Here is a 20,465-nt window from a genome sequence, read left to right as displayed (position 1 = left end):
ATCCTATGAAGCCTTTAATCGCCATCGTGGGCCGGCCCAACGTGGGCAAGTCCATGCTGTTCAATAAGCTGGTGGGCCAGCGGCTGTCCATTGTGGAGGACACCCCCGGCGTTACTCGGGACCGGCTGTACGCCGAGGCGGAGTGGCTGGGCCGGAAATTCGACCTGGTGGACACCGGCGGCATCGAGCCGGGCACCGACAGCGAAATTCTGGCCTTCATGCGCCAGCAGGCGGAGATCGCCATTCAGAACGCCACCGTCATCATCTTCCTGTGCGACATCAAGACCGGACTCACCGCCTCCGACCAGGAGGTGGCCAATATGCTGCTGCGCTCCGGCAAGCCGGTGGTGCTGGCGGTAAACAAGATGGATCAGGTGGGCCACACCAACCCGGATATCTATGAGTTCTACAATCTGGGCCTGGGGGACCCCATCGCCGTCTCCGCCGTCCACGGCCACGGCACCGGCGATCTGCTGGACGAGTGCTTCAAGTACTTCCCCCCGGAGGACCAGGAGGAGGAGGACGAGGATGTCATCAAGGTGGCCATCATCGGCAAGCCCAACGTGGGCAAGTCCTCCCTGGTGAACCGGATCCTGGGGGAGCAGCGGGTGATCGTCAGCGACATGGCGGGCACCACTCGGGACGCGGTGGACAGCTACTTTGAAAACAAGAAGGGCAAGTATCTGCTCATCGACACCGCCGGTATGCGGAAAAAGTCCAAGGTGGACGACCCCATTGAGAAGTTTTCCGTCCTCCGGGCCACCATGGCCATCGAGCGGGCCGACGTGTGCCTCATCATGATCGACGCCAATGAAGGGGTCACCGAGCAGGACACCAAGGTGGCCGGCCTGGCTCACGAGGCGGGCAAGGCCTGCATCATCGTGGTCAACAAGTGGGACTCCATCGAGAAGGACGACAAGACCATGGACAAGATGCGGCAGGATGTCCGCCGGGACCTCTCCTATATGACCTACGCCCCCATCCTGTTCATCTCCGCCCTGACGGGCCAGCGGGTGGACCGGCTGTTCGACCTGATCAACTATGTGGTGGATCAGGCCTCCTTGCGCATCACTACCGGCATGCTCAACTCGGTGCTGGCCGACGCCACCGCCCGGGTCCAGCCCCCCACCGACAAGGGCCGGCGGCTGAAGATTTACTATATGACTCAGATCGGCGTCAAGCCCCCCCATTTCGTCTGCTTCTGCAACGACGCCAAGCTCTTCCACTTCTCCTATCAGCGCTATCTGGAAAATCAGATCCGTTCCACCTTCGGACTGGAGGGCACTCCGGTGCGCCTTACCATCCGGCAAAAGAGTGATAAGGAGGGCTGACCATGCCGGTGAATATGCCCCAGGGCGTCTCCCCGGGCGCCATTGCCGCCATTCTGGCCGTGACGGCGGTATTCGCCTACTTCTGCGGCTGCTTCAACGGGGCGGTTATCGTCTCCAAGTATATCCTGCGGGACGATGTGCGCACCCATGGCAGCGGCAACGCGGGCCTGACCAATTTCCACCGCACCTTCGGCGGGCCGCTGACCTTTGTGGTGATCCTCACCGACGTGCTCAAGGCGGTGGTGGCCATTCTGGTGGCCGGGTGGCTCTTCGGCGGGGTGACGGTCTATGATGGCTGGGCGCCCCTCTGGCCGGTGCTGGCCAAGTACTGGGCGGGCACCTTCTGCCTGCTGGGCCATATGTTCCCCTGCATGTTCCACTTCAAGGGCGGCAAGGGGATCCTCTCCGGCGGTACCATCGCCATCATGATCGACTGGCGGGTGGCCCTGGTGGTGTGGGGCGGCTTCCTGGTGCTGGCCATCCTCACCAAATGGGTCTCCCTGGGCTCCATCTGGGCGGGGGCATCCTTCCCCTTTGCCACCTGGTTTGTGTACCATAACTGGCTGCTGCTGGCGCTGGCCATCTTCCTGGGCGGGCTGATCGTATGGAAGCACCGGGGCAACCTGAAGCGGATTCTCAGCGGCACCGAATCCAAGTTCAGCCTGCACCATAAAACGGATGGAGGAAAGCAAGCATGAAAATCTCTGTCATGGGCAGCGGCGGCTGGGGCACCGCTTTGGCCCTGGTCCTGCTGGAAAACGGCCACGACGTGACTCTGTGGTCCTATACCGAGGCGGAGTCCGCCGTGCTGAAGGAGCAGAGGGAAAACCCCATGCTGAAGGGGGTCCCCCTGCCGGAGGACCTGAAGCTTACCTCCGACAGCAGCTGTGTAAAGGGCTGCGGCGTAGTGGTGCTGGCCACCCCCTCCTTTGCTGTGCGGGCCACCGCCAGAGCGCTGGCCCCTCTGCTGGAGCCGGGGACGGTGCTGGTATCGGTGTCTAAGGGTATTGAGAAAGATACTTCTCTCACCCTCACCGAAGCCATTGCCCAGGAGGTGGGGGAGCGCTGCCCCATTGTGGCGCTGTCCGGCCCCTCCCACGCCGAGGAGGTGGGGCGGCAGATTCCCACGGCGGTGGTGTCCGCCTCCAAGGACCGCTCCGCCGCCGAGCTGGTCCAGGATCTGTTTATGAACGAGCGGTTCCGGGTGTACGCCTCCGACGACGTGGTGGGGGTGGAGCTGGGGGCCGCGCTGAAGAACGTTATCGCCCTGTGCGCCGGCGTGTGCGACGGCATGGGCTATGGGGACAACACCAAGGCTGCCCTGATGACCCGCGGCCTCACCGAGATTGCCCGGCTGGGGGTGGCCATGGGGGGACGGCGGGAGACCTTTGCCGGACTCACCGGCGTGGGAGATCTGATCGTCACCTGTACCTCCATGCACTCCCGTAACCGCCGCTGCGGGATCCTGATCGGGAAAGGGGTGCCTGCCCAGCAGGCTGTGCAGGAGATCGGCGCGGTGGTGGAGGGCTACTACGCCGCCGCTACCGCCAGGGCTCTGGCCCAGAAGGTGGGGGTGGAAATGCCCATCACCGAGGCGGCCTATCAGGTACTTTACTGCGGCAAGGATCCCCAGTCGGTCATTGTGGAGCTGATGACCCGGGAACGCAAGCACGAACTGGAAGATAGCTGGGTTTAAAAAATTAAAAAGAAAATTGAAAAAAGGGCTTGCAATTCCGGTTAAGCTGTGGTAATATAATCAAGCCGTCTGAAACAGGGCGGCGATTTCCGGGTGTGGCGAAGTTTGGTATCGCGCTTGAATGGGGTTCAAGAGGCCGCTGGTTCGAATCCAGTCACTCGGACCAATAGGAAAGCCTTGGAGCTGTAGAGCTCCAAGGCTTTTTTTATGCCCTGGGAGGGGCAGTTTTCCCTTTGTTTTCCCTTTAAGATTTCTCTAACCGGAGAGGCTTTCGATGAACTTCTCCATGCGGTCAGCGCTGTCCCGCTTCATCTGATCGGTCACATGGCCGTAGATATCCAGGGTGAAAACGGCCGTAGCGTGCCCCAGGTTTTCCTGTACGGTTTTAATGTCGTCACCCCCCTTGATGGCGGCCACGGCATAACTGTGCCGGAGATCGTGGAAACGGGTGGCCGGGAGACCAATCTTGTCCGCCAGCTTCTTGAAGTCCTTGTATACGGTGTAGGGACGAAGGGCCTCCCCCAACTCGTTGGTGAACACCAGACCAGTGTTTTTCCAGGCTTGGCCAACCTGCAGGTGGGCTTCGGCCTGTCGGCTCCGTTCCTGCTTCAGGAGAGCAAGAACGAAGGGAGGCGCGGTGATCTTCCGCGTCCGGTCGCTTTTCGTAGAGGCGAGCTCATAGGTTGAAGTACCGTAACCATGGCCGGGCATCTTTTGGAGCTGCTTGTCGATCAGCAGGGTGCCCTTGGCAAAGTCCACACAGTCCCAGGTGAGGCCCAGCACCTCGCCCTGCCGCAGGCCGGTAAAGAGGGTGAGCAGGTAGAGCCGTTCAAACCGGTGCCCTTTTGCTGCAGCCATAAACTGCCGGATGGCGTCATCGTCCAGCGGTTTGATCGGCTTGCGCCGAACCCGCGGGCGGACACAATGGTCGGCCGGGTTGTCCCGGAGATAGCCAATATCCACGGCCTGCTGGAGTGCCTTGTGGAGTGTGCCATGGATTATAGAGATGGTCTTAGGCGACAGACCGCTCTTCTGGAGGCCGACGTAAAACCGCTGTACCATGTGGGTGTGCAGTTCGCAGAGCCGGATCTTTCCCAGCTCAGGCCGGAGGTGGTTTCGAACCTGGCACTGATAGGATTCCAAGGCCCGGGGCTTCAGATGGCTGGTGTAGTTCTCCAGCCAGATATCCAGCCATTCAGAGAGAAGAAGCTGACAGGGCTCCTGATAAGTCCCCTGATCCAACTCCACCGTCACCTGGCGGAGTTTTTGAGCGACTTCCCCCTTTGTCTTTCCGGTGATGGACTTCTGCTGCTGCCTGCCTGTTTTTGGGTCATATCCAGCGGTATAGCGCCCTTCCCAATAGGTGTACTCTTTTCCGTTGCGGGTGACTGTTTTTTTGCGGATACTGCCCCCGCCGGAGACCCCACGTGCCGGTTTTGCGGTGCGCGGCATATTATATCCCTCCTTCTGCGTGATCCAGACTGGTACAGGCATCATACTCGCCGGACAGGGGATGCAACAGGGAGTTTTTGTATGAGTCCTGACCCCCCAGAAGGAAGAGCTGAAGCTCATGCTTCAGCACCCGGATCTGACGGCTGACCCGGATACAGCGGATCTGCTCGGTGTGGATCAGCTCCAGCACACTGTTTTTACCCAGCTGCAAAATCGGCTGGAGATCAGACACGGTCAGGAGCAGAGGCAGCTCTGCCAGACAGGGCTGACACTCTGGATATGGGATGCCGCTGGTCAGGTATGTGATAAAGTCAGTACGGAGAACCCGCAGCCGCTGGCCTACATGGATGCAGCGCAGCTGCTCGCTGCGGGCCAGCTGGTAGGTTGTGCTTTTGCTGATCTGAAGCACTTCGGCCACATCCTCAATGGTCATAACCAGAGGTAGATCCTCAAAGGAGACGGGACGACGCATTACATATCACCGCCTTCTCTGGAGGCCAAGTAGATCTTGGTCACCTCATCCCGGCCATGCCCCAGGAGACGAGCCACGGCCAGACGGGCCTGCTTGGGGGTGTCGCCGGCGGTGAGACGGGCATCATACCACTCGGCGGCACAGGTATGCCGAAGACCGTGAAAGGTCATTGGCCGCTGGGAGTCCGGATCCTGAGCGTAAATCCGATGGGTGGCGATGAAGGATTGCAGCGCCTTAATAGCCTGGTGGGTGGGCAACCCGTTCCCAACAAAGAGCTTGCTTCCTCGGGATGTCCTGTCCAGGTGGTACCGGAGGCGAGGCGCCAGGATAGGCGCAAGCGGCACCGTCCGGACAAGCCCACCTTTGCCCTTGATGGTGATGGCGTGCTCCCGGAGAGCCTGGCAGGCAGTGGCGGTGTCAATGCGGAAGCACTCATGGATGCGAAGGGCAGTGTACCGGCCCAGCAGAAGAATGGTCACATAGTCCTCCCGTCCCAGCTCGGCGGCATAGGTTAGCATCCTGGACAGCTCCTGCTCACTCCAGGTTCGATCTACACCCAGATAGGAACGGCGCTGGAGAGCCAAGTCGCTATTGTCTGGCAGCTCATATCGAGGGGAAGGCATGAGATCGTGGTAAAAACGGATCGCTGCCAGATCCGTTTTGATGGTAGATGGAGCCTTCCCACTTTCCTGCAGGTGGCGGGTGTAGGCGATCAGGTGCTTGGGCGCGACGTTGGCCAAACGCTCCACATGGTATGTATCGGCCAGCCAGCGGCAGAATCGCTGCATGGCCTCGTGATATCGGGCACGGGTGCGGAAGCTCCCTTGCCGGTTATGCCGGTGCAGTCGGTCAAGCTGAGAGAGTAGATTCTGATATTGTTTTGACATAGATACCGTCCTTTCAAATCACAAAAGGACGCAGTCCACCCAATGGCGCAGGCCGGCTGTTTCCGGCGGGTTTCCGCAGATCGCCCGGATCACAGTCAGCGTCTGGCACTGGAATGACTGGATTCATAGGACGAATTCGGATCTATATTTATAATCTGTCTCTGTTGAGTATGATCGCCGCTGACCCGGTGCAACCGGGCGGTAAGATAGTCTTACCGCGGCGGACGCGCGCCCTGGGTGGGGTGCAGACTGTGCTGCTGGCGTCCTGTGTTCCGCCCCCGGCAGCGGGGCGGGAATGGGTGGGAAGGGGACACGGCTCTGCCTGCTGCCGCGCCGGCCGGCGACGAACCCGACCTGAACTGTCCAATTAAACTGTGTCAATGTAAGCTCCTCTCGTGCGGTGGCCGGGAAGATTCCTCGAGACCATTCCGTGTAGTGATTGAGTTGCTGCAGTTGGATACTCCAAAAACCGCTGCGGTTTTTCTCTATAGATACAAAAAGGCCCGAAAACAAATCATCCTTGTTTTCGGACCCAATGGGTCTATATTTCATTTTGTAAGCAGGCAGGCTTTCCATGTCTGACAAGTCTCCGCTGGGTGGGCGTATCCTCCCCAACAGGTAAAAATCTGACCTAAAAAATCTGACCTAAGTACAGAATAATGATAGCATGATATATTTTAGCTGTACAGTTGCACTTTATGCTATAGACTATGGTTTGCATACTCTAAAACCATACTTCTTTAATCAGCTACTATAGTCTACCACATTTCCAGCAAGGGGTCAAATTGGCGCCTCCAAAGCGCAGTTTCCCCTGCACACTTCGTACAATCCTAACAACGTGCACAATGCGGATCTAAGCCCGACGAGCGGGACCTTGGGTACCCAAGAACCTGCCCCCGCAATTTCAGCGAGTACGTGCATACAATCAATACAATACATATATAACACAATATATTGTGCATGTCAATGATAGAAAGTATATATAATGTATATCAAGTTGAACGCCCGGGGCTATCAGTCCCGGGCGTATCTATTATCTCGTTGGGGCGTCCTATTCGGACGCCTTATTTTTTTCCATCTGAGTGAATTTAAATTCGATATACTCCATTACGTCCTTCTGATCTTCCGGCGGCAGCTGATTATATCGGAATACCAGGTACGGTTGAGGCTGTCCCTGAGAAATTTCTGAAGCGTCCTCACCAAGTAACTGACTGACGGTGACGCCTAGATACTGAGCAAGGAGCTGAACCTTCTCGACAGAAGGAACAATGCCACGGCGTTCTATTTGGCTCAGCAAACTCTTTCCGGCGCCGCTTTCCATACACGCGACAGTTGGCTTTACCCCTTTGATCTGACAGTACACTTTTACATTTTGCACAAAAAGCTGCTTGTCCAAGGGGTAGATCACCTCTTAAATAAGGAATTAGTAAAAAGGTCATATTTTTAAAATATGAGAAAATATAATTGACATTCTCATATTTCGGATTTATGATTTACCTGCGGAGTAAATCATTGATATAGTGAGCGGGAAAAATTGGCACCGCCCAATATGTAGGTATTATTTTTTATCTTATCATTTACGCCGCAAGTAATCAAGCGAAATGTGAAAGGAGATGCCGTATGCCTATCCGCCAGTTGAGAGAGCGTCTCGGAATGAGTATGGCTGAGCTTGCTGAGAAAATGGGCGTAACAGTAGCCACTGTTTCCCGCTGGGAAACGGGTGAAGCATTACCGGTTACCAGCCGGCTGGGTGCTTTGGCTGATGCGCTGCACTGCACGATCGACGAGCTGTATGGCAGAGCAGGCCCGCCGGAGCAGGAACGCCCTGCCAGCTAATTGAAGCCTATCACACGGAAGGAGGGAGTACCATGCAGGGAGAGTACCAAAACATCTACAAAGTAGCTCGTCGAGCGGCAGGTTATACCCAGGAAGCGGCAGCGGAACGGCTGGGAATATCCGTAGAAAGTGTACGGGCGTATGAAACCGGACAGCGAATCCCGCCCAATTACATCGTTGAGTTAATGGTCATTTTGTATAATGCACAGCATTTGGCTTATCAGCACCTCCATGAGAGCAATGTCCTGATGGAGCATGTTGTCCCGGCGCTGGAGCAGCGCAGCCTGATGGCCGTGGCTGTCCGGATTTATAACCGGATCAACCGCTTCAGCCAGGATCACAAGTTGGAACGGCTTATGGAAATAGCAGAAGATGACCACATCGATGACAGCGAGCGTGCAGAGTTCGACGAGATCATGGTTGACATTCGGGAAATCATCAAATCAGGTTTGGAGATGGATGTATACTGTGCGCATCCGGCCCCGGAAGAAACGGGAGTGTGACCATAATGATCTTGTGGATGCTGCCCGTAACGCAAAAAGAGAGGCCCCACTGTCTGCGGGCACAGACAGCAGGGCCAAAGAGATCCGTGTGAAAACAGAAGTACACTAAGAAATATGGAGTATAAAGCAATGGGAGCAGGAATAAAAAAGCCAAAGCTCAAAGATACCGAGGAAAGACCTATCATAAAGAATCAAGAACTAGCTGATATGCTTACGGATGCTTATACGATTGTATCTTTGATCAAAGAATGCTTTCAAACGGAAGGGCTTGATGAGCAATTGATTCGAAAAATTTCTATGCAACTCAAATCTGAAAAAGAGCTGCTGTTTATGCTTCTAGGAATTCAGTGATAAAACTTTCAACATCTTCTGGCAACTTGTCCTTTTCAAGAATGGCATTTTTGAGGCGGTATAATTCCGGAGCATCACGTAAAAGCAGAGTAATTTTAGATTTGCTATCTGGCTGCGCATATAGGTTATATCCATCAAATATTGTACCATCTCGACCAGATTCTGACCACTCATGTATGAGGTAGAAAAATCCATTTCCAAACGGGAGGAAATAGGATTCATCATACATAACTTTGTGGTACTCGCATTCAAATAAAAGATAGTACAGGTTTTCATTTTGCTTGGAGGTCTCTTCTGTTTGCTGGTACAGAGGATGCCACTCCCGCCGATCCTCAAGAGTTTCTGATATGAGACAGTCGATAAAAGTATTTATAAGATCTCTCTTCATATTCAATCCTCTTTCCTCAATAAAACTAAAATTCTGCGTAATTTCTTACACAACCTGTGTCGGTATTTTGTTTTCTGGCATGATGCGTCACTTATGCAATAGAAATTCAGGAAAAACAATGTCCAACGGATGCTGCATCGGAGCCTTAGAGAGAAGCATTTATACGATGTAAGCAAATCATTTAGATGTAAATCAATTCGCTGTAAAAAATCCACGGTATAAATTCCATCCATCAATGAACCGGCGTATCCATCAAGTTCTTTCTGCAGTCGTTTTCTAGTATTAGACAAATCTCGCCGATCTAACTCGATACGGATGCGATGCTTAAAACGTAGCATAGTTATCAGTGTCAAAAGAGAGATGATGATGCCCAATATATCAATAAGGCATGAATAACTAGAAAATAGTGAACAAAGATTTAGAGGCAACACATACACCCCCTTTTGCAGCATTTTATCACGTTACAGTAACAGTTGCAAGAGTGTGGCCCAACGTGCAAGGAGGTGCTCTATGGAAAGGCAAAAAAGAGGCCCCACTGTCTGCGGGCACAGACAGCAGGGCCAAACAATGGTTTCGTGCATGAAAACCATAATTATGATAGCACAAACAGTCTGAATTTTAAAGGGGAGGGAGTAAAATGTGGAACACCAATCAGTGGAAACCGCTGGATCTGAGGCGGCGGGGCCAGCTGGGCCCCTATGATGGGGAGCTGATCGTCCTGCATTTGATCCCCAAGACGCAGGCCCGCAGCGAGCGGTATTACGTCGGTCGCATGGAGATCTACCAGGGACATACATATTTGAGCGGCTGCGGCTCTACCGTGACCATGGCGGGGCTGTGTAAGCGTTATGAGCTGCGGTGGATCCGCTTGCAGGAGGATGGAGGTGATGGGCGATGGCCGATGTGATCCGTGTCCAGCGCAGCAGCGGGTATACGGTGCTGCCCAACGGGATTTTACGGGATACCGGGCTATCGCTCAAAACCAAGGGGCTGTTTGCCATTATTCTCTCCCTGCCGGAGGACTGGGATTACAGCGTGGCTGGTCTGGCCACTGTGGCAGGCTGCGGCCGGGACGCTATCCGAAGCGCACTGGCGGAGATGGAGGAAGCCGGGTATCTGTCCCGCTCCAGATCTCATGGGGACGGCGGAAAGTTCACCGGTATCGTGTATACCATCCGGGATCAGGCGGAGCCATTGTCGGAAAACCCGACTATGGCTGAAGAAGCACCATTGTCGGGTTTTCCAATATTGGCTGAACCAATATTGGCTGAGCCGTCGTCGGAAAATCCGACGCAATTAAATAAAGATATACAAAATAAAGATTTAATAAACCCCCATAGTCCCCCAGAGGGGGACAAGCCCCAGCGAAAAAAGCGGCAGCGGAGGCCCAAGTCGGAGCCGAGCTGGAAGCCGGAACGGTTTGAGGCCTTCTGGGACTATTACCCACGGGGCGAGGATCGGATGGGAGCTGTGGCGGAGTGGGACAAGCTCCGGCCGGACGATGCCCTCATTGACCGAATGGCCCGGGCACTGGCCCGGCAGAAGGCCAGCGAGGAGTGGCAGAGAGGTATCGGCATACCCTACGCCTGCCGGTGGCTGCGCAAGCGCCGGTGGGAGGACTTGCCGGCTCAGCTGCCTGTGTCTGGCTCTCCGGCCGTACAGGTGGTACAGCGTGAGGAGGTGCCCACATGGTGAGCCTGGAGGCCAAAGACCGCCTCTCCAACCAGGAGGCCGTGCTGGGTGCGCTGCTCATTGAGGACAAGCTGATTGGGCCGGTGCTCAGCAAGGTGTCGGAGCGGGACTTTCTGGACGATACCTATCGGCAGGTTTTCTTGGCCATCCGGGCCCAGTTTGTCAGCGGCAAGCCGGTAGATCCGGTGACTGTCCGGGACAGGCTGGGTGGGGGAGAGGACTGGAGCACGCTGCTCCTCCAGATCATGGAGGATGTGCCAACAGCCGCGAACATCTGGGAGTATGTGCCCCGGATGCAGGAGCAGGCCCGATTTGTACAGGCTCGAAGGATTGTCCTGGAAATGTACGAGGCCCGGGACATGGAGGAGATCCGCCGGGGTTCGGACAAGATCCAGGCCCTCGCTGTGGAGCGGCAGGATGTACGGCGGATGAACATGGAGCAGATGCTCCAGTCTTTTTGGCAGCGGCACACTACGCCACACCGGTATATGACCTGGGGCCTGTCCAAGTTGGACGAGCAGCTTTTTGCCGACCTGGGGGACATGGTGGTGCTGGGCGGCTACCCTTCCGCAGGCAAGACCGCCCTGGCGGTGTCCTTTGCCTACCATCAGAGCGAGGCTAAGCGGGTGGGATTTTACTCTCTGGAGACCAGCCGCTACAAGCTGGCAGACCGGCTGATCTCCAACATGGCGGGTATCGAAATGGCCGCCATCAAGCGGGGGGCACTTACAGAGGGAGAATGGGCTCAGGCGGCCGACGCGGCTCCCAAGATCCTCAAGCACCAGCTGGAGCTGATTGACGCCTCCGGCATGACGGCCAGTGACATCCGGGCAGATGCCCTGGCCAACCGGTACCAGATCGTCTATGTGGACTATCTCCAGATCGTAGAGCCGGAAACCCGGAAGGCCAACCGGACAGAGCAGGTGTCTGCCATCAGCCGGACGTTCCAGCAGATGGCCCATGGAAACGGCATTCTGGTGGTGGCGCTGTCCCAGCTAACACGGTCGGAAAAGACCAAAGACGAAAGCAAGTACATCGAGCCCACCATGAGCGACCTGCGGGAATCTGGGCAGATCGAGCAGGACGCCGACGCCATTCTGCTGCTCTACCTGGAGGAACCATCCCGGCCCAACGAGAGCCGCCGGGTTCTCAAGCTGGCCAAGAACAAGGACGGCGAGCGGGGGCGGATGTACCTCACCTTCGACGGGGCCTATCAGCGGTTTCGCCAGTCCGTGGTGGAGGGGGCAGCGCCTCAGACGGCTCCCATGAAGCGGCCCAGGCAGTACAAACAGGTGAGCTTTGCCGACCGCTTCTGGGAGGGCATCTATGACGATGACCCCAACGACCCTTTCCGGCCGACCGAAAAAAATCAGACCGGCGGCGCCGACGGGCAGGCAAAGCCGGAGTAAGAAACAGGAGGACTTGTGCATGAAAACATTTGCCATTGTGAATCGCAAGGGCGGGGTGGGCAAGACCACCACCGCCGTCAATCTGGCCTATGTGCTGGCCACCAGCTGCGGCCTGCGGGTGCTGCTGGTGGACGCCGACGGGCAGGCCAACGCTACCCAGATTCTGCTGCCTTCCGGCGAGTACGCCGGCCTGGGCGCTCTGCTGCGGGGGTATGCCATTTGCTACGACGAGCTGACCGTACATACCGACGTGCCTGGCCTGGATGTGCTCCCGGCGGCGGAGGACCTGTGGGCCCTGGACCTGGAGGCCGCCGGGGGGAACCGGGGCCGCTGTTACCGGGCCGTGCGGGATATGCGGGAGGCCATGGAGGAGGACAACGCCTATGACGTGATGGTCATTGACTGCCCGCCCAATCTGTCCGCCGCCTGTGTGTCTGCCATCTTGGCCAGTGACGCGGTGATTATCCCCGTGCTATCCGACGCCTGCTCCGCCACCGGCGTGGGCGACCTGGTGGACCAGATCGCCAGCCTGCGCTCCCTCCACCCGGAGCTGCGGGTGGCCGGGGTGCTGGTCAACCAGTGGCATCGCTCCCCCGTGGTGGAGGTTTCGGTGGCCTACCTCCGGGAGGAGGGGCTGGTACCGGTCTATGATACCGTGATCCGCCGCACCGACAAGGTGCCGGAGAGCTCCTGGGCCCGGATGGCGGTTCAGGCCTGGAGCCCCTTCTGCTCGGCGGCCCGGGACTACCGGGCCTGGGTGGCGGAGCTGCTGGAAAAGGAGGGTATCCAGCATGGGAAAGCCTGACCTGGGGGCGCTGATCGCCCAGACCATGGCCCCGCCGTCGGAAGAGCGGGACATTGAGACCATCACCGGTGAGATCCTGGACGCCAAGCGGGCCGGGGGTGAGGCCATCCTCACCATCGGCCGGTGCCTCATTGAGGCAAAGGACATGCTCTCCCATGGAGAGTGGCGGTCCTGGCTGGAGGAGCGAGTGGAGTTCTCGGAACGATCCGCCCAGCGGTTTATGAGATTGGCCCGGGAATGGTCAAATCCGACAACGTTGTCGGATTTGGGAGCTTCCAAAGCCTTGGCGCTCCTGGCCCTGCCGCCGGAGGAACGGGAGACCTTCCTTGAGGAGCACAATGTGGTGGATATGTCCGCCCGTCAGCTGGAGCAGGCCATCAAAGAGCGGGACGAGGCCCGGGCTGCGGCCGAACTCGCCGCAGCGGAGCAGCGGGCTGCGGAGCAGGCCCGTGATAAGATGGCGGAGGATATGCGGTTGCTCAATGCCCGTTTGTCTGGGGCTCGTGAGGAGCGGGAACAGGCCATGCAGGCCGTTTCCCGTTTGGAAGATGAGCTGGCAGAGTTGAAGGCAAAGCCGGTTGACGTGGCCGTGGAGACGGTGGTGGATCAGGCTGCCGTGGACAAGGCAAGGGCGGACGCCATTGCCGAGATGCAGGCCGAGCTGGACAAGGCCAAGGAGGCCCAAAAGAATGCGGAGGAAAAGCAGAAGGCTGTGGAGGAGAACCTGGCCGCAGTTCAGCAGCAGCTGAACGAGGCCCAGCAGGCGGAGCGCCGGGCCGTGATCTCGGGGGACAAAGATCTGGCGATGTTTGAGCTTCTGTTCTCTCAGGGGAACGAGGCTGTCAATAAACTCCACGGACTGCTTCTTAAAGTACGGAGCAGAGGTGATACCGAGTTAGCGGAAAAGCTCCAGAAAGCCCTGCTTGCGCTGGCTGATGTCACAAGGAGGTGTGCGGAATGAGCGACCGGGCTATCAGGCTGTTGAATGAGCAGCAGAGCAAAGTCAAGGAGCGCTCCGCACCCTGGATGGTGGCGGAGCAGCTGAAGGATATTTGCCGGAGAGAACCGGAGAGCGCGGAGCTGCTGGCAAAGGACTTGGAGAACCCCCAAATGGGGATCGTTCAGGCGGAGAAAAAAATCAAAGCCTTTGCGGACAGCCATAAGACTGGCGGTTTCTCCTGCGTCATGCCGCTGGAGGCAGAGGAGATTCTGCGAGAGTTTTATGGGCTTGGCGCCGCCTCTGCTGCGACCGGCGGGGATGCTCCGAAGGTGCTCAACCTGGTGGACTTTCTGTGAGGTGCGGCATGGATATGAACTGGAAAGCACTTGCCGCTATGCTTCCCATCCAGCCCTGCGACGAGCTGAAGCAGGATGTGCTGATGGATATCTACGATGCGAGAGGACTGGGTTCCAACCTGATCTTGTATCACCGGGAGTCAATCAGCTTGGCAGACGAGATTCAGCAGATCATGGATCCGCAGGATTGGGCACGCTGGGAGCAGTCAAAAAAGCGCCGCTGGGGCGCACGCTGCACCTGCACCTGCTGCGGGGAAGATTTTATCGCTGGTTATGTGAGGAACGGCATTGTCCTGACGGAAGGACCGGACGGACAAACATACGATGGGTATGCGGAGCTGGGGCCGGATTCCACTGCATATTTGGACGGCGAAACAGCTGTTTGCCCTCATTGCTGGACTGCCGCTGAGGTGACCCGCCGCTCAGCGCTGCGCCAAGGGAGGACATACCAGGCTTTGCAGGCGGAGGTTGTACACGTTGAGCGCTATACGGCGGTCATGTACTGGATGGTTCGCCGGTGGCAGGATGCCGATGGCACCGATACAACGGTCTTTGTACCTCACTCGGCCCTGATTGTAGACCAGGAGGGAAAGCTGCGTCGGTTCCGGGCCGAGCTGCGCAACGGTGATGTGAGGGAGACAGTGTGGATTCCCTGCGCGTGGTCAAGAGACCCGATGCAAATGGCCTATTATTCCTGGGAGGCTGTAAATCATCGGAAGATAGGCGGCTGGACGCTTGCCTAAGGGAATTACCGCCACCACGCTCCGCAATATGCTTAACGGAGACGAGGTATATCCCATTGATACGTGGCGAAAGGTGGGAAGGGGACTGGATAAGCTGGGCGGGACTGGGCCAAAGGAAAGTGGTGGATAGCATGGGAGACTGCGTCCGTATCGAGGAATACATGCCTACCTGTGATAACTGCTATTGGCATGATGGCACTATGGGAGTTTGCAGGCATCCGGGAGGCTGGTACAGGGATAAGCGGTATCATCGTTGTGCAACATTTCGTCGGAGGACTGCCGGTCAGGACAAGGGAGGAGAACAGGGTGAAAAGTAAAGATTTGAGGCGTGTCACCATGCTGGTGACGAGCCGGACCGCAAAGAACCTGGAGCGACTGGCCCGGATGGACGGCCAGCCCACCATTGGCCGGGTGATGGACAAGCTGGTGCGGGAGAAGATGCTTTCCCTCCGGCACCCGGAGTATGGACGCTCTCTTTCTCATTTGGGTAGATCTGAGAGGATAAAGTGATGGCAAAACGATTAAAGACCATCACAGCCGGCCGGCTGGTGATCGTAGGCTGTTACACCATCCCAACGCCGCGCAGCTCAGACCGGGAACGGCGGGCCCTGCGAGAGATCTCCACCGCAGCGCAGATGCGCATGAACCTGATTCGATCATGGCAGAAATTAGAGGCCCTGCTGGCCGCAAACTTCACCCGGCGGGATCTCCATTTAGTTTTTACATATGATGACGAGCACCTGCCTGTCAGCCGGGCCGAAGCGGTGAAGCTGATGAAAAAGTTGATCCGTCTGCTGCGGGAGTACCGGAAAGCCAGGGGACAGGAGACCAAGTATATCTACGTGACCGAGCAGCTTAGTGCAGAGGGAGGTCGGCTCCACCACCATATGATCCTCAACAGTACCGGGGCGGACCTGGAGGTGATCCGCTCTCTCTGGCCTTACGGTTCGGTGGAGCTGGAGCCGCTGGATCTGTGGGAGGGATATGAGGCTCTGGCGAAATACCTGACCAAAGAACCCCGGGAGTGCGGCAAGGCGGAGAGTGGCGCCCGCACCTGGGCAGCTTCTATCGGACTGAAGAAGCCCAAGGTGGAGAGTGAGATCGTCAGGGACAACATCACGGTGGCTGCTCCGCCTGGGGCCATCATCCTCAGCTCTCCGCCGCCCATTGAAAATGAGTTTGGCATCTTCACCACTATAAAGTATTACTTGCCGATCAGAAAGGAGAAAAAAGGAGCCAGGCCACCGCGCAAGCGACAACAAAATAGCCCTCGAGTCTTTATTCGGTCTGGAAACCAGGTGTAACAAGTAAAAAAGTCCATAGAAAGTGAGTGAAAAAGTTGAAAGCAGAGCGCGAGTGTGGTAAACTATCCGTAAGGAACGGACGTTACGTCTGTCCCAACTGCAAGCAGACCACAAACCAGAAGTCTGACCCGGAAACACAGGCTCAGGGTTTGATCCTCTGGTGCCGGAGCTGCAAGGCAGAGTACATCGTGAATATCGAAGATGGCCAGTGCTTCGTTGTAAGCCGGTGCCGATGACTTCCCGCATGGGGAAGCGTCGGTGCCGGCTTTTTGTTTTGCCCGGAGGTGATAGCCCGTGGCCATGAAGCCGCTCCGATCGTGCCGGCATCCCGGATGCCCGGAACTCACACGGGAGGGGTATTGTTCCAGACACAAGCCCAAGCGGGCGGGACGCCGGGCGTCGGCGGAGTACCACGCCTGGTACAACCTGCCTGTATGGACAGACGAGTTGCGGCCAACTCAGCTCCTGCGTGAGCCCTGGTGCCGGGAGTGCACCAAACGTGGACTACGCACCCGAGCCACCGTGGTGGATCATATCACGCCCCATCGGGGCGAATGGAAGCTGTTCATCGATCCGGCAAACCACCAAAGCCTATGCAAGCACCATCACGACCAAAAGACCGCCAGGGAGCAAGCGGAAGAACAGCGGAAATCAGACAGAAATTGACCGACAGTGACTTCGGGAGGCTACGCCCGCGCCTGAGCGCGAGCGCGTGTGTCTGCCCGGGCGCACCCAGGGGCAAGCCTTCGGCTTGCCGCACCTCCCCCCACCTGAAGAAAGTTTCGAGGGGAGGTGCGCAAGACCGCGCGGGCCCTCGAATGCGAGAAAATCTCCCCCATCAGGGTTTCGATACCCGGCTGTGCGGGGAGCAGGAGGTGAGATCCATGCCGACGGCACCCAAAGTGTTGGACAACATGAGCAAAAATTTGACCGAGGAAGAGCGTCAGCTCCGGGAGCAGGCCGAGGATGGGGTGATCCCCGACCGTGGCCGTGATAGCCGGATGGAGAAGCCGGCTATCATGACCAAAAACGCCGCCGCCGGCCGGTACTGGCGGAAGGTGCTGGAGCGGATGGACGGTCTTGTCATCCTGGATGATCTGGACAGCGACGCCCTGGGCGTGTACTGTGTCATGCTGGCCCGGTATGAGAGCCAGTGCAAGGTGCTGGTCCAGGTGACCAAGCAGCTGAAGGACGCCAAGGATAAACCGGAGGCGGTGGCCGACGCCGTGGCCAAACTGGATGCGGTGAGCGGTAAGATGCAGTCCCTGGAGCGGAATATCCTTCAGTACGCCGAGAAGCTGGGACTTACCCCTTCCGGCCGGGTGCGCCTGGCCCAGAAGCGGGCTCAGGCAGCATCTGAGGCACAGGCCGATCCGGACGGCGATCTCTATGGCGACTAGATGGCAGTCCGGCCTTCACCACCCGGTAAGTGTCTACGCCAAGCAAGTGACCCAGGGGCGCCTCCGGGATCAGTGCTGCAAGTATGAGATCCTGGCCTGCCAGCGGCACCTGGACGACCTGAAACGCCAGGGTACGGAGGACTTCCCCTATGTGTTCGACACTACCCGGGCCGACCGGATCATCCGGTGGTTCGGCCAGTGTATCCAGGTGCGGGGTGTGGATGCCGGCAAGCCAATCACTCTGGAGCCTTGGCAGGTATTTGACTTGGGCTGCACTTATGGCTGGGTCCACAAGGTCACCGGCGCAAGGCGCTTTACGCACACCTACAACAAGCGGGCCCGAGGCAATTATAAATCCAGCGAGAAGTCCTGCCAGGGCCTGCACCATATGTGCGGGGATGCCATCTATCCGCCCTATCATCCGGAACTGGCCCGATTCGAGCAGGAGCCAGAGGTAGAATGTGCGGCCGTGGACCGGGGCCAGGCCATGCGGGTGCTGGGGGATGCCAAGAAGATCGCTCTGGCCAGTCCCAACATCGCCAAGCGTTTGCTGGTGCCCCGCTCTATCCGCTGCTCTACAACCGGGTGCTGGCCATGCTGCTCACCATTGATGGGGTGGAGAACTTCAGTACCCTGACGGTGAACGACGGGACGGAGGATCTGTCTATTCCGGCGGATCATGTGCCGGTTCTGGGGGAGGTGACGGTGACATGAGGTCGCTGGAGTCCATGCTCCCCGGCTTTTTGGCAGCCACACTCCAGGACAGAGAGCTGCAACGGGTGTTGGGGCAGGCTGTGGAGCGGCTGGCCCAGGATAAAGAGCTGACCCTGGAGCAGCTGTTTCCGTCCACCGCCAGCGGCTGGGGCCTGGAGCTGTGGGAGCGGGCCTGGGGGATCCCGGTGGACCGCACCCAAAGCGACGCCCGCCGGCGGGACAGGATCCTGGCGAAGGTCAAGGGTACCGGCACCACCACTCTGGAGGTAATCCAGGGCGTGGCTCAGAGCTTTGCACCCTGGCCGGTAGAGGTGGTGGAGGAGTCCGACCAGTACCGCTTTGTGATCTGGTATACCGGGACCATCGGGGAGGTTCCCCACAAGGAGGATCTGGAGGCGGTGGTCAACGAGCTCAAGCCCGCCCACCTGGACTGGACCGTAAAATACCGGCAAAATGTGCGGACATCGGTCTATACGGGCTGTTTGTCCCGCCGGTCAGATGTGATTCTGTTGAGGCAGGTGAACTGAATGGGAATTCCGAATATGGTGATCACAGATCTGGGAAAGGCGCTGCTGGCCAAGTCGCCCACGGGAACGGCCCTCCCTGTGACCCGCTGGCAGATCGGGAAGGGCACCCTGGAGGAGGGACAGCCGCTTCAGGAGCGCACCCAGCTGCTGGAGCCGGTCAAGTACATCCCGCTGGCCGAGGTGAAGAACCAGGGCAATCAGTGTACCGTCACCGGACAGTTTCTCAATACAGGCATGGAGGAGTTCCGCTGGGAGGAGCTGGGCCTGCTGGCCACCGACCCGGATTTGGGAGAGATCCTGTACGCCTACGGCAACGCCAGAGGGAACGGGGACCTCATTGAGGCGGGGGAAGAGAAGTATCGGGAGGCCATTTTCGGCATTGAGCTGGTATTCGATGGGGTAGCCAATGTGACCGCCGTCATTGATCAATCCCTGGTGTTTATTCCTATGAGTCAGAAGGGACAGCCCGGAGGAGTGGCCACCCTAGACGATACGGGAAGGCTGCCAGAGGAACAATTGCCAGAGATATCCTTTGACCCTGCTGGGAGCGCCGCAGCGGTGCAGAGCAATCTCAACGCTCACATTGGCAATCGCAATAATCCTCATGGGGTAACCGCAGCACAGGCTGGCGCGGACCCTGCTGGAAGTGCGTCTGCGGTACAGGCAAACCTGACGGCTCACACTAATAATAAAAGTAACCCACATGGAGTTACTGCTGCGCAGGCCGGCGCAGACCCCGTTGGAAGCGCGGCATCTGTGCAGGCCACTTTGATGCCGCTCATTACTGCCGTACAGAATACAGCAAACCGCAAAGCGCGTATTGTATATGGTAAATATTCTGGAACAGGAACCAAAGAAGCAAAAATAACATTCGATGCAAGACCTTCTATTGTTTTTATAGGAGGCATGCAGGCATCAACACAAAAAGCTACCGGAGTTACTATAGCAATAGATGGTATGAAATCGTTGGCGGTTTCTGATAAATTCTCGTATGTAAATTCGGCAAGTGCGGGTACAGCATCTTTCTCTGGTGGATATGCTAGTTTTGGAAGTAACTATGTAAGCATATCCGTAGGTGATTACGGTTCAGGGATTAACCAATCAGGAGCAGTTTATTTTTATTGTGCTATATTCACTGAATAAGAGGATTTATTATGACCATTATTCAATTAAACCCGTCAGAAAACGGAGCACATCCCATCCAAACACAGTCTGGTCGTACAGCATGTTGGCTTGATGACTGGGTCGAAGTTCCGGCCTATTTGGAGGATGCTGTTTGGGATTGTATGGGCTGGTGTATCCTGAATATTCAGGATGGAAAATTGGTTAGTATTACGCCGACTGCCCAGCCTAAGCCGGAGCCTGGGCCGGTGACACCTACCACAGATGAACGGCTTTTTGCCTTGGAAAACGCAATGCTCAGTATGATGGGGGTAAAGACAGATGTATGAATTCGTCCTACTTCAGTTCAAAATGCACCGGATCAATGAGGAGCAGGTGCGTGCCATGATACCTCAGTACCTGACTGTCGAGCAGGCGGAAACCATCATCAACGGACCCAACGCCTGACGGTGTGGGAATATATTTGCAAAGGAGAAAAGACTATGAACAAGAAGCTGCACAAGTACGTCAACGAGATCATCGACCTGGGGACTGCCG

The 20,465-nt window shown here is 57.2% G+C and carries 27 protein-coding genes and 1 tRNA gene; 23 read left to right on the top strand and 5 right to left on the bottom strand.

Going from position 1 to position 20,465, the window contains the following annotated elements; translation table 11 throughout:
• Positions 1-5 precede the first annotated feature (5 nt).
• The 4 genes from der to B5F88_RS05075 all read left to right on the top strand — a co-directional run bounded on the left by der (position 6) and on the right by B5F88_RS05075 (position 3,193).
• Entirely contained in the window at positions 6-1,331 is a 1,326-nt protein-coding gene (der, locus tag B5F88_RS05090) for a ribosome biogenesis GTPase Der (protein WP_087342446.1), read from the top strand.
• A 2-nt stretch (positions 1,332-1,333) separates the two neighbouring features.
• Positions 1,334-2,029 (top strand): glycerol-3-phosphate acyltransferase, encoded by a 696-nt coding sequence (locus B5F88_RS05085; protein ID WP_087342442.1) that lies wholly within the window; start codon positions 1,334-1,336, stop codon positions 2,027-2,029.
• Positions 2,026-3,027, top strand: a complete 1,002-nt coding sequence (locus B5F88_RS05080; RefSeq protein WP_087342440.1) for an NAD(P)H-dependent glycerol-3-phosphate dehydrogenase — start codon at positions 2,026-2,028, stop codon at positions 3,025-3,027. The genes B5F88_RS05085 and B5F88_RS05080 overlap by 4 nt, the downstream gene beginning before the upstream one ends.
• 89 nt (positions 3,028-3,116) lie before the next feature.
• Positions 3,117-3,193 (top strand) — tRNA-Pro (locus B5F88_RS05075).
• Between the two features lie 89 nt (positions 3,194-3,282).
• On the opposite strand, the gene B5F88_RS05070 is transcribed toward B5F88_RS05075, so the two are convergent.
• From B5F88_RS05070 to B5F88_RS05055, 4 genes are all read right to left on the bottom strand, one after another.
• Positions 3,283-4,479 (bottom strand): site-specific integrase, encoded by a 1,197-nt coding sequence (locus B5F88_RS05070; RefSeq protein WP_087342438.1) that lies wholly within the window; start codon positions 4,477-4,479, stop codon positions 3,283-3,285.
• 1 nt (position 4,480) lies between these two features.
• The gene (locus tag B5F88_RS05065) at positions 4,481-4,951 is read right to left on the bottom strand and encodes a helix-turn-helix domain-containing protein (RefSeq protein WP_087342435.1); all 471 of its coding nucleotides are present in this window, start codon (positions 4,949-4,951) and stop codon (positions 4,481-4,483) included.
• Positions 4,951-5,838: a tyrosine-type recombinase/integrase gene (locus B5F88_RS05060; RefSeq protein ID WP_087342432.1), complete on the bottom strand. Its 888-nt coding sequence runs from the start codon at positions 5,836-5,838 to the stop codon at positions 4,951-4,953. Before B5F88_RS05060 ends, B5F88_RS05065 begins: the two co-directional genes overlap by 1 nt.
• Positions 5,839-6,889: 1,051 nt before the next feature.
• Complete coding sequence (locus B5F88_RS05055) at positions 6,890-7,234, bottom strand: helix-turn-helix transcriptional regulator (protein ID WP_087342429.1); 345 nt, start codon at positions 7,232-7,234, stop codon at positions 6,890-6,892.
• Positions 7,235-7,458: 224 nt separating this feature from the next.
• Here B5F88_RS05055 and B5F88_RS05050 point away from each other — a divergent pair, with 224 nt between their 5' ends.
• The 3 genes from B5F88_RS05050 to B5F88_RS05040 all read left to right on the top strand — a co-directional run bounded on the left by B5F88_RS05050 (position 7,459) and on the right by B5F88_RS05040 (position 8,528).
• Positions 7,459-7,674: a helix-turn-helix transcriptional regulator gene (locus B5F88_RS05050; RefSeq protein WP_087342426.1), complete on the top strand. Its 216-nt coding sequence runs from the start codon at positions 7,459-7,461 to the stop codon at positions 7,672-7,674.
• A 32-nt stretch (positions 7,675-7,706) separates the two neighbouring features.
• Entirely contained in the window at positions 7,707-8,177 is a 471-nt protein-coding gene (locus tag B5F88_RS05045) for a helix-turn-helix transcriptional regulator (protein ID WP_087342424.1), read from the top strand.
• 114 nt (positions 8,178-8,291) lie between these two features.
• Positions 8,292-8,528, top strand: coding sequence for a hypothetical protein (locus B5F88_RS05040; RefSeq protein WP_140402059.1), 237 nt, complete (start codon positions 8,292-8,294; stop codon positions 8,526-8,528).
• On the opposite strand, the gene B5F88_RS05035 is transcribed toward B5F88_RS05040, so the two are convergent.
• Positions 8,506-8,916, bottom strand: coding sequence for a hypothetical protein (locus tag B5F88_RS05035; protein WP_087342419.1), 411 nt, complete (start codon positions 8,914-8,916; stop codon positions 8,506-8,508). The two genes, B5F88_RS05040 and B5F88_RS05035, sit on opposite strands and share 23 nt — an antisense overlap.
• A gap of 637 nt (positions 8,917-9,553) precedes the next feature.
• Between B5F88_RS05035 and B5F88_RS05030 the strand changes: the two genes are divergently transcribed.
• The 16 genes from B5F88_RS05030 (at position 9,554) to B5F88_RS21735 (ending at position 20,375) form a co-directional block, all read left to right on the top strand.
• A complete protein-coding gene (locus B5F88_RS05030; RefSeq protein WP_087342416.1) occupies positions 9,554-9,823 on the top strand; it encodes a hypothetical protein in 270 nt (89 codons plus the stop codon).
• Positions 9,811-10,611 (top strand): helix-turn-helix domain-containing protein, encoded by an 801-nt coding sequence (locus tag B5F88_RS05025; protein WP_087342413.1) that lies wholly within the window; start codon positions 9,811-9,813, stop codon positions 10,609-10,611. The genes B5F88_RS05030 and B5F88_RS05025 overlap by 13 nt, the downstream gene beginning before the upstream one ends.
• Entirely contained in the window at positions 10,605-12,017 is a 1,413-nt protein-coding gene (locus tag B5F88_RS05020) for a DnaB-like helicase C-terminal domain-containing protein (protein WP_087342410.1), read from the top strand. Before B5F88_RS05025 ends, B5F88_RS05020 begins: the two co-directional genes overlap by 7 nt.
• A 19-nt stretch (positions 12,018-12,036) precedes the next feature.
• Complete coding sequence (locus tag B5F88_RS05015) at positions 12,037-12,822, top strand: ParA family protein (protein WP_087342407.1); 786 nt, start codon at positions 12,037-12,039, stop codon at positions 12,820-12,822.
• Positions 12,809-13,783: a DUF3102 domain-containing protein gene (locus B5F88_RS05010; protein WP_087342404.1), complete on the top strand. Its 975-nt coding sequence runs from the start codon at positions 12,809-12,811 to the stop codon at positions 13,781-13,783. Before B5F88_RS05015 ends, B5F88_RS05010 begins: the two co-directional genes overlap by 14 nt.
• A complete protein-coding gene (locus B5F88_RS05005) occupies positions 13,780-14,118 on the top strand; it encodes a hypothetical protein (protein ID WP_087342401.1) in 339 nt (112 codons plus the stop codon). Before B5F88_RS05010 ends, B5F88_RS05005 begins: the two co-directional genes overlap by 4 nt.
• Positions 14,119-14,126: 8 nt before the next feature.
• Complete coding sequence (locus tag B5F88_RS05000; RefSeq protein WP_087342399.1) at positions 14,127-14,861, top strand: hypothetical protein; 735 nt, start codon at positions 14,127-14,129, stop codon at positions 14,859-14,861.
• Positions 14,862-15,167: 306 nt separating this feature from the next.
• A complete protein-coding gene (locus tag B5F88_RS04995; RefSeq protein WP_087342552.1) occupies positions 15,168-15,371 on the top strand; it encodes a hypothetical protein in 204 nt (67 codons plus the stop codon).
• Entirely contained in the window at positions 15,371-16,165 is a 795-nt protein-coding gene (locus B5F88_RS04990) for a hypothetical protein (RefSeq protein WP_087342396.1), read from the top strand. Before B5F88_RS04995 ends, B5F88_RS04990 begins: the two co-directional genes overlap by 1 nt.
• A 300-nt stretch (positions 16,166-16,465) precedes the next feature.
• Positions 16,466-16,831: an HNH endonuclease signature motif containing protein gene (locus tag B5F88_RS04985; RefSeq protein WP_087342551.1), complete on the top strand. Its 366-nt coding sequence runs from the start codon at positions 16,466-16,468 to the stop codon at positions 16,829-16,831.
• 218 nt (positions 16,832-17,049) lie between these two features.
• Positions 17,050-17,565 (top strand): P27 family phage terminase small subunit, encoded by a 516-nt coding sequence (locus B5F88_RS20615; RefSeq protein ID WP_162612112.1) that lies wholly within the window; start codon positions 17,050-17,052, stop codon positions 17,563-17,565.
• Positions 17,555-18,202, top strand: coding sequence for a hypothetical protein (locus B5F88_RS04975; protein WP_140402057.1), 648 nt, complete (start codon positions 17,555-17,557; stop codon positions 18,200-18,202). Before B5F88_RS20615 ends, B5F88_RS04975 begins: the two co-directional genes overlap by 11 nt.
• Positions 18,203-18,275: 73 nt before the next feature.
• Positions 18,276-18,806, top strand: coding sequence for a putative phage tail protein (locus B5F88_RS04970; RefSeq protein ID WP_087342388.1), 531 nt, complete (start codon positions 18,276-18,278; stop codon positions 18,804-18,806).
• Complete coding sequence (locus B5F88_RS04965; protein ID WP_087342385.1) at positions 18,807-19,949, top strand: phage tail protein; 1,143 nt, start codon at positions 18,807-18,809, stop codon at positions 19,947-19,949.
• A gap of 11 nt (positions 19,950-19,960) precedes the next feature.
• Positions 19,961-20,257: a hypothetical protein gene (locus B5F88_RS04960; RefSeq protein WP_087342381.1), complete on the top strand. Its 297-nt coding sequence runs from the start codon at positions 19,961-19,963 to the stop codon at positions 20,255-20,257.
• Positions 20,250-20,375, top strand: a complete 126-nt coding sequence (locus B5F88_RS21735) for a hypothetical protein (RefSeq protein WP_275532912.1) — start codon at positions 20,250-20,252, stop codon at positions 20,373-20,375. The genes B5F88_RS04960 and B5F88_RS21735 overlap by 8 nt, the downstream gene beginning before the upstream one ends.
• Positions 20,376-20,465 lie beyond the last annotated feature (90 nt).

This window comes from Flavonifractor sp. An306 (assembly GCF_002159455.1).
Taxonomy (GTDB): Bacteria; Bacillota; Clostridia; order Oscillospirales; family Oscillospiraceae; genus Flavonifractor.
This window is presented reverse-complemented; position numbering and strand designations above follow the sequence as displayed.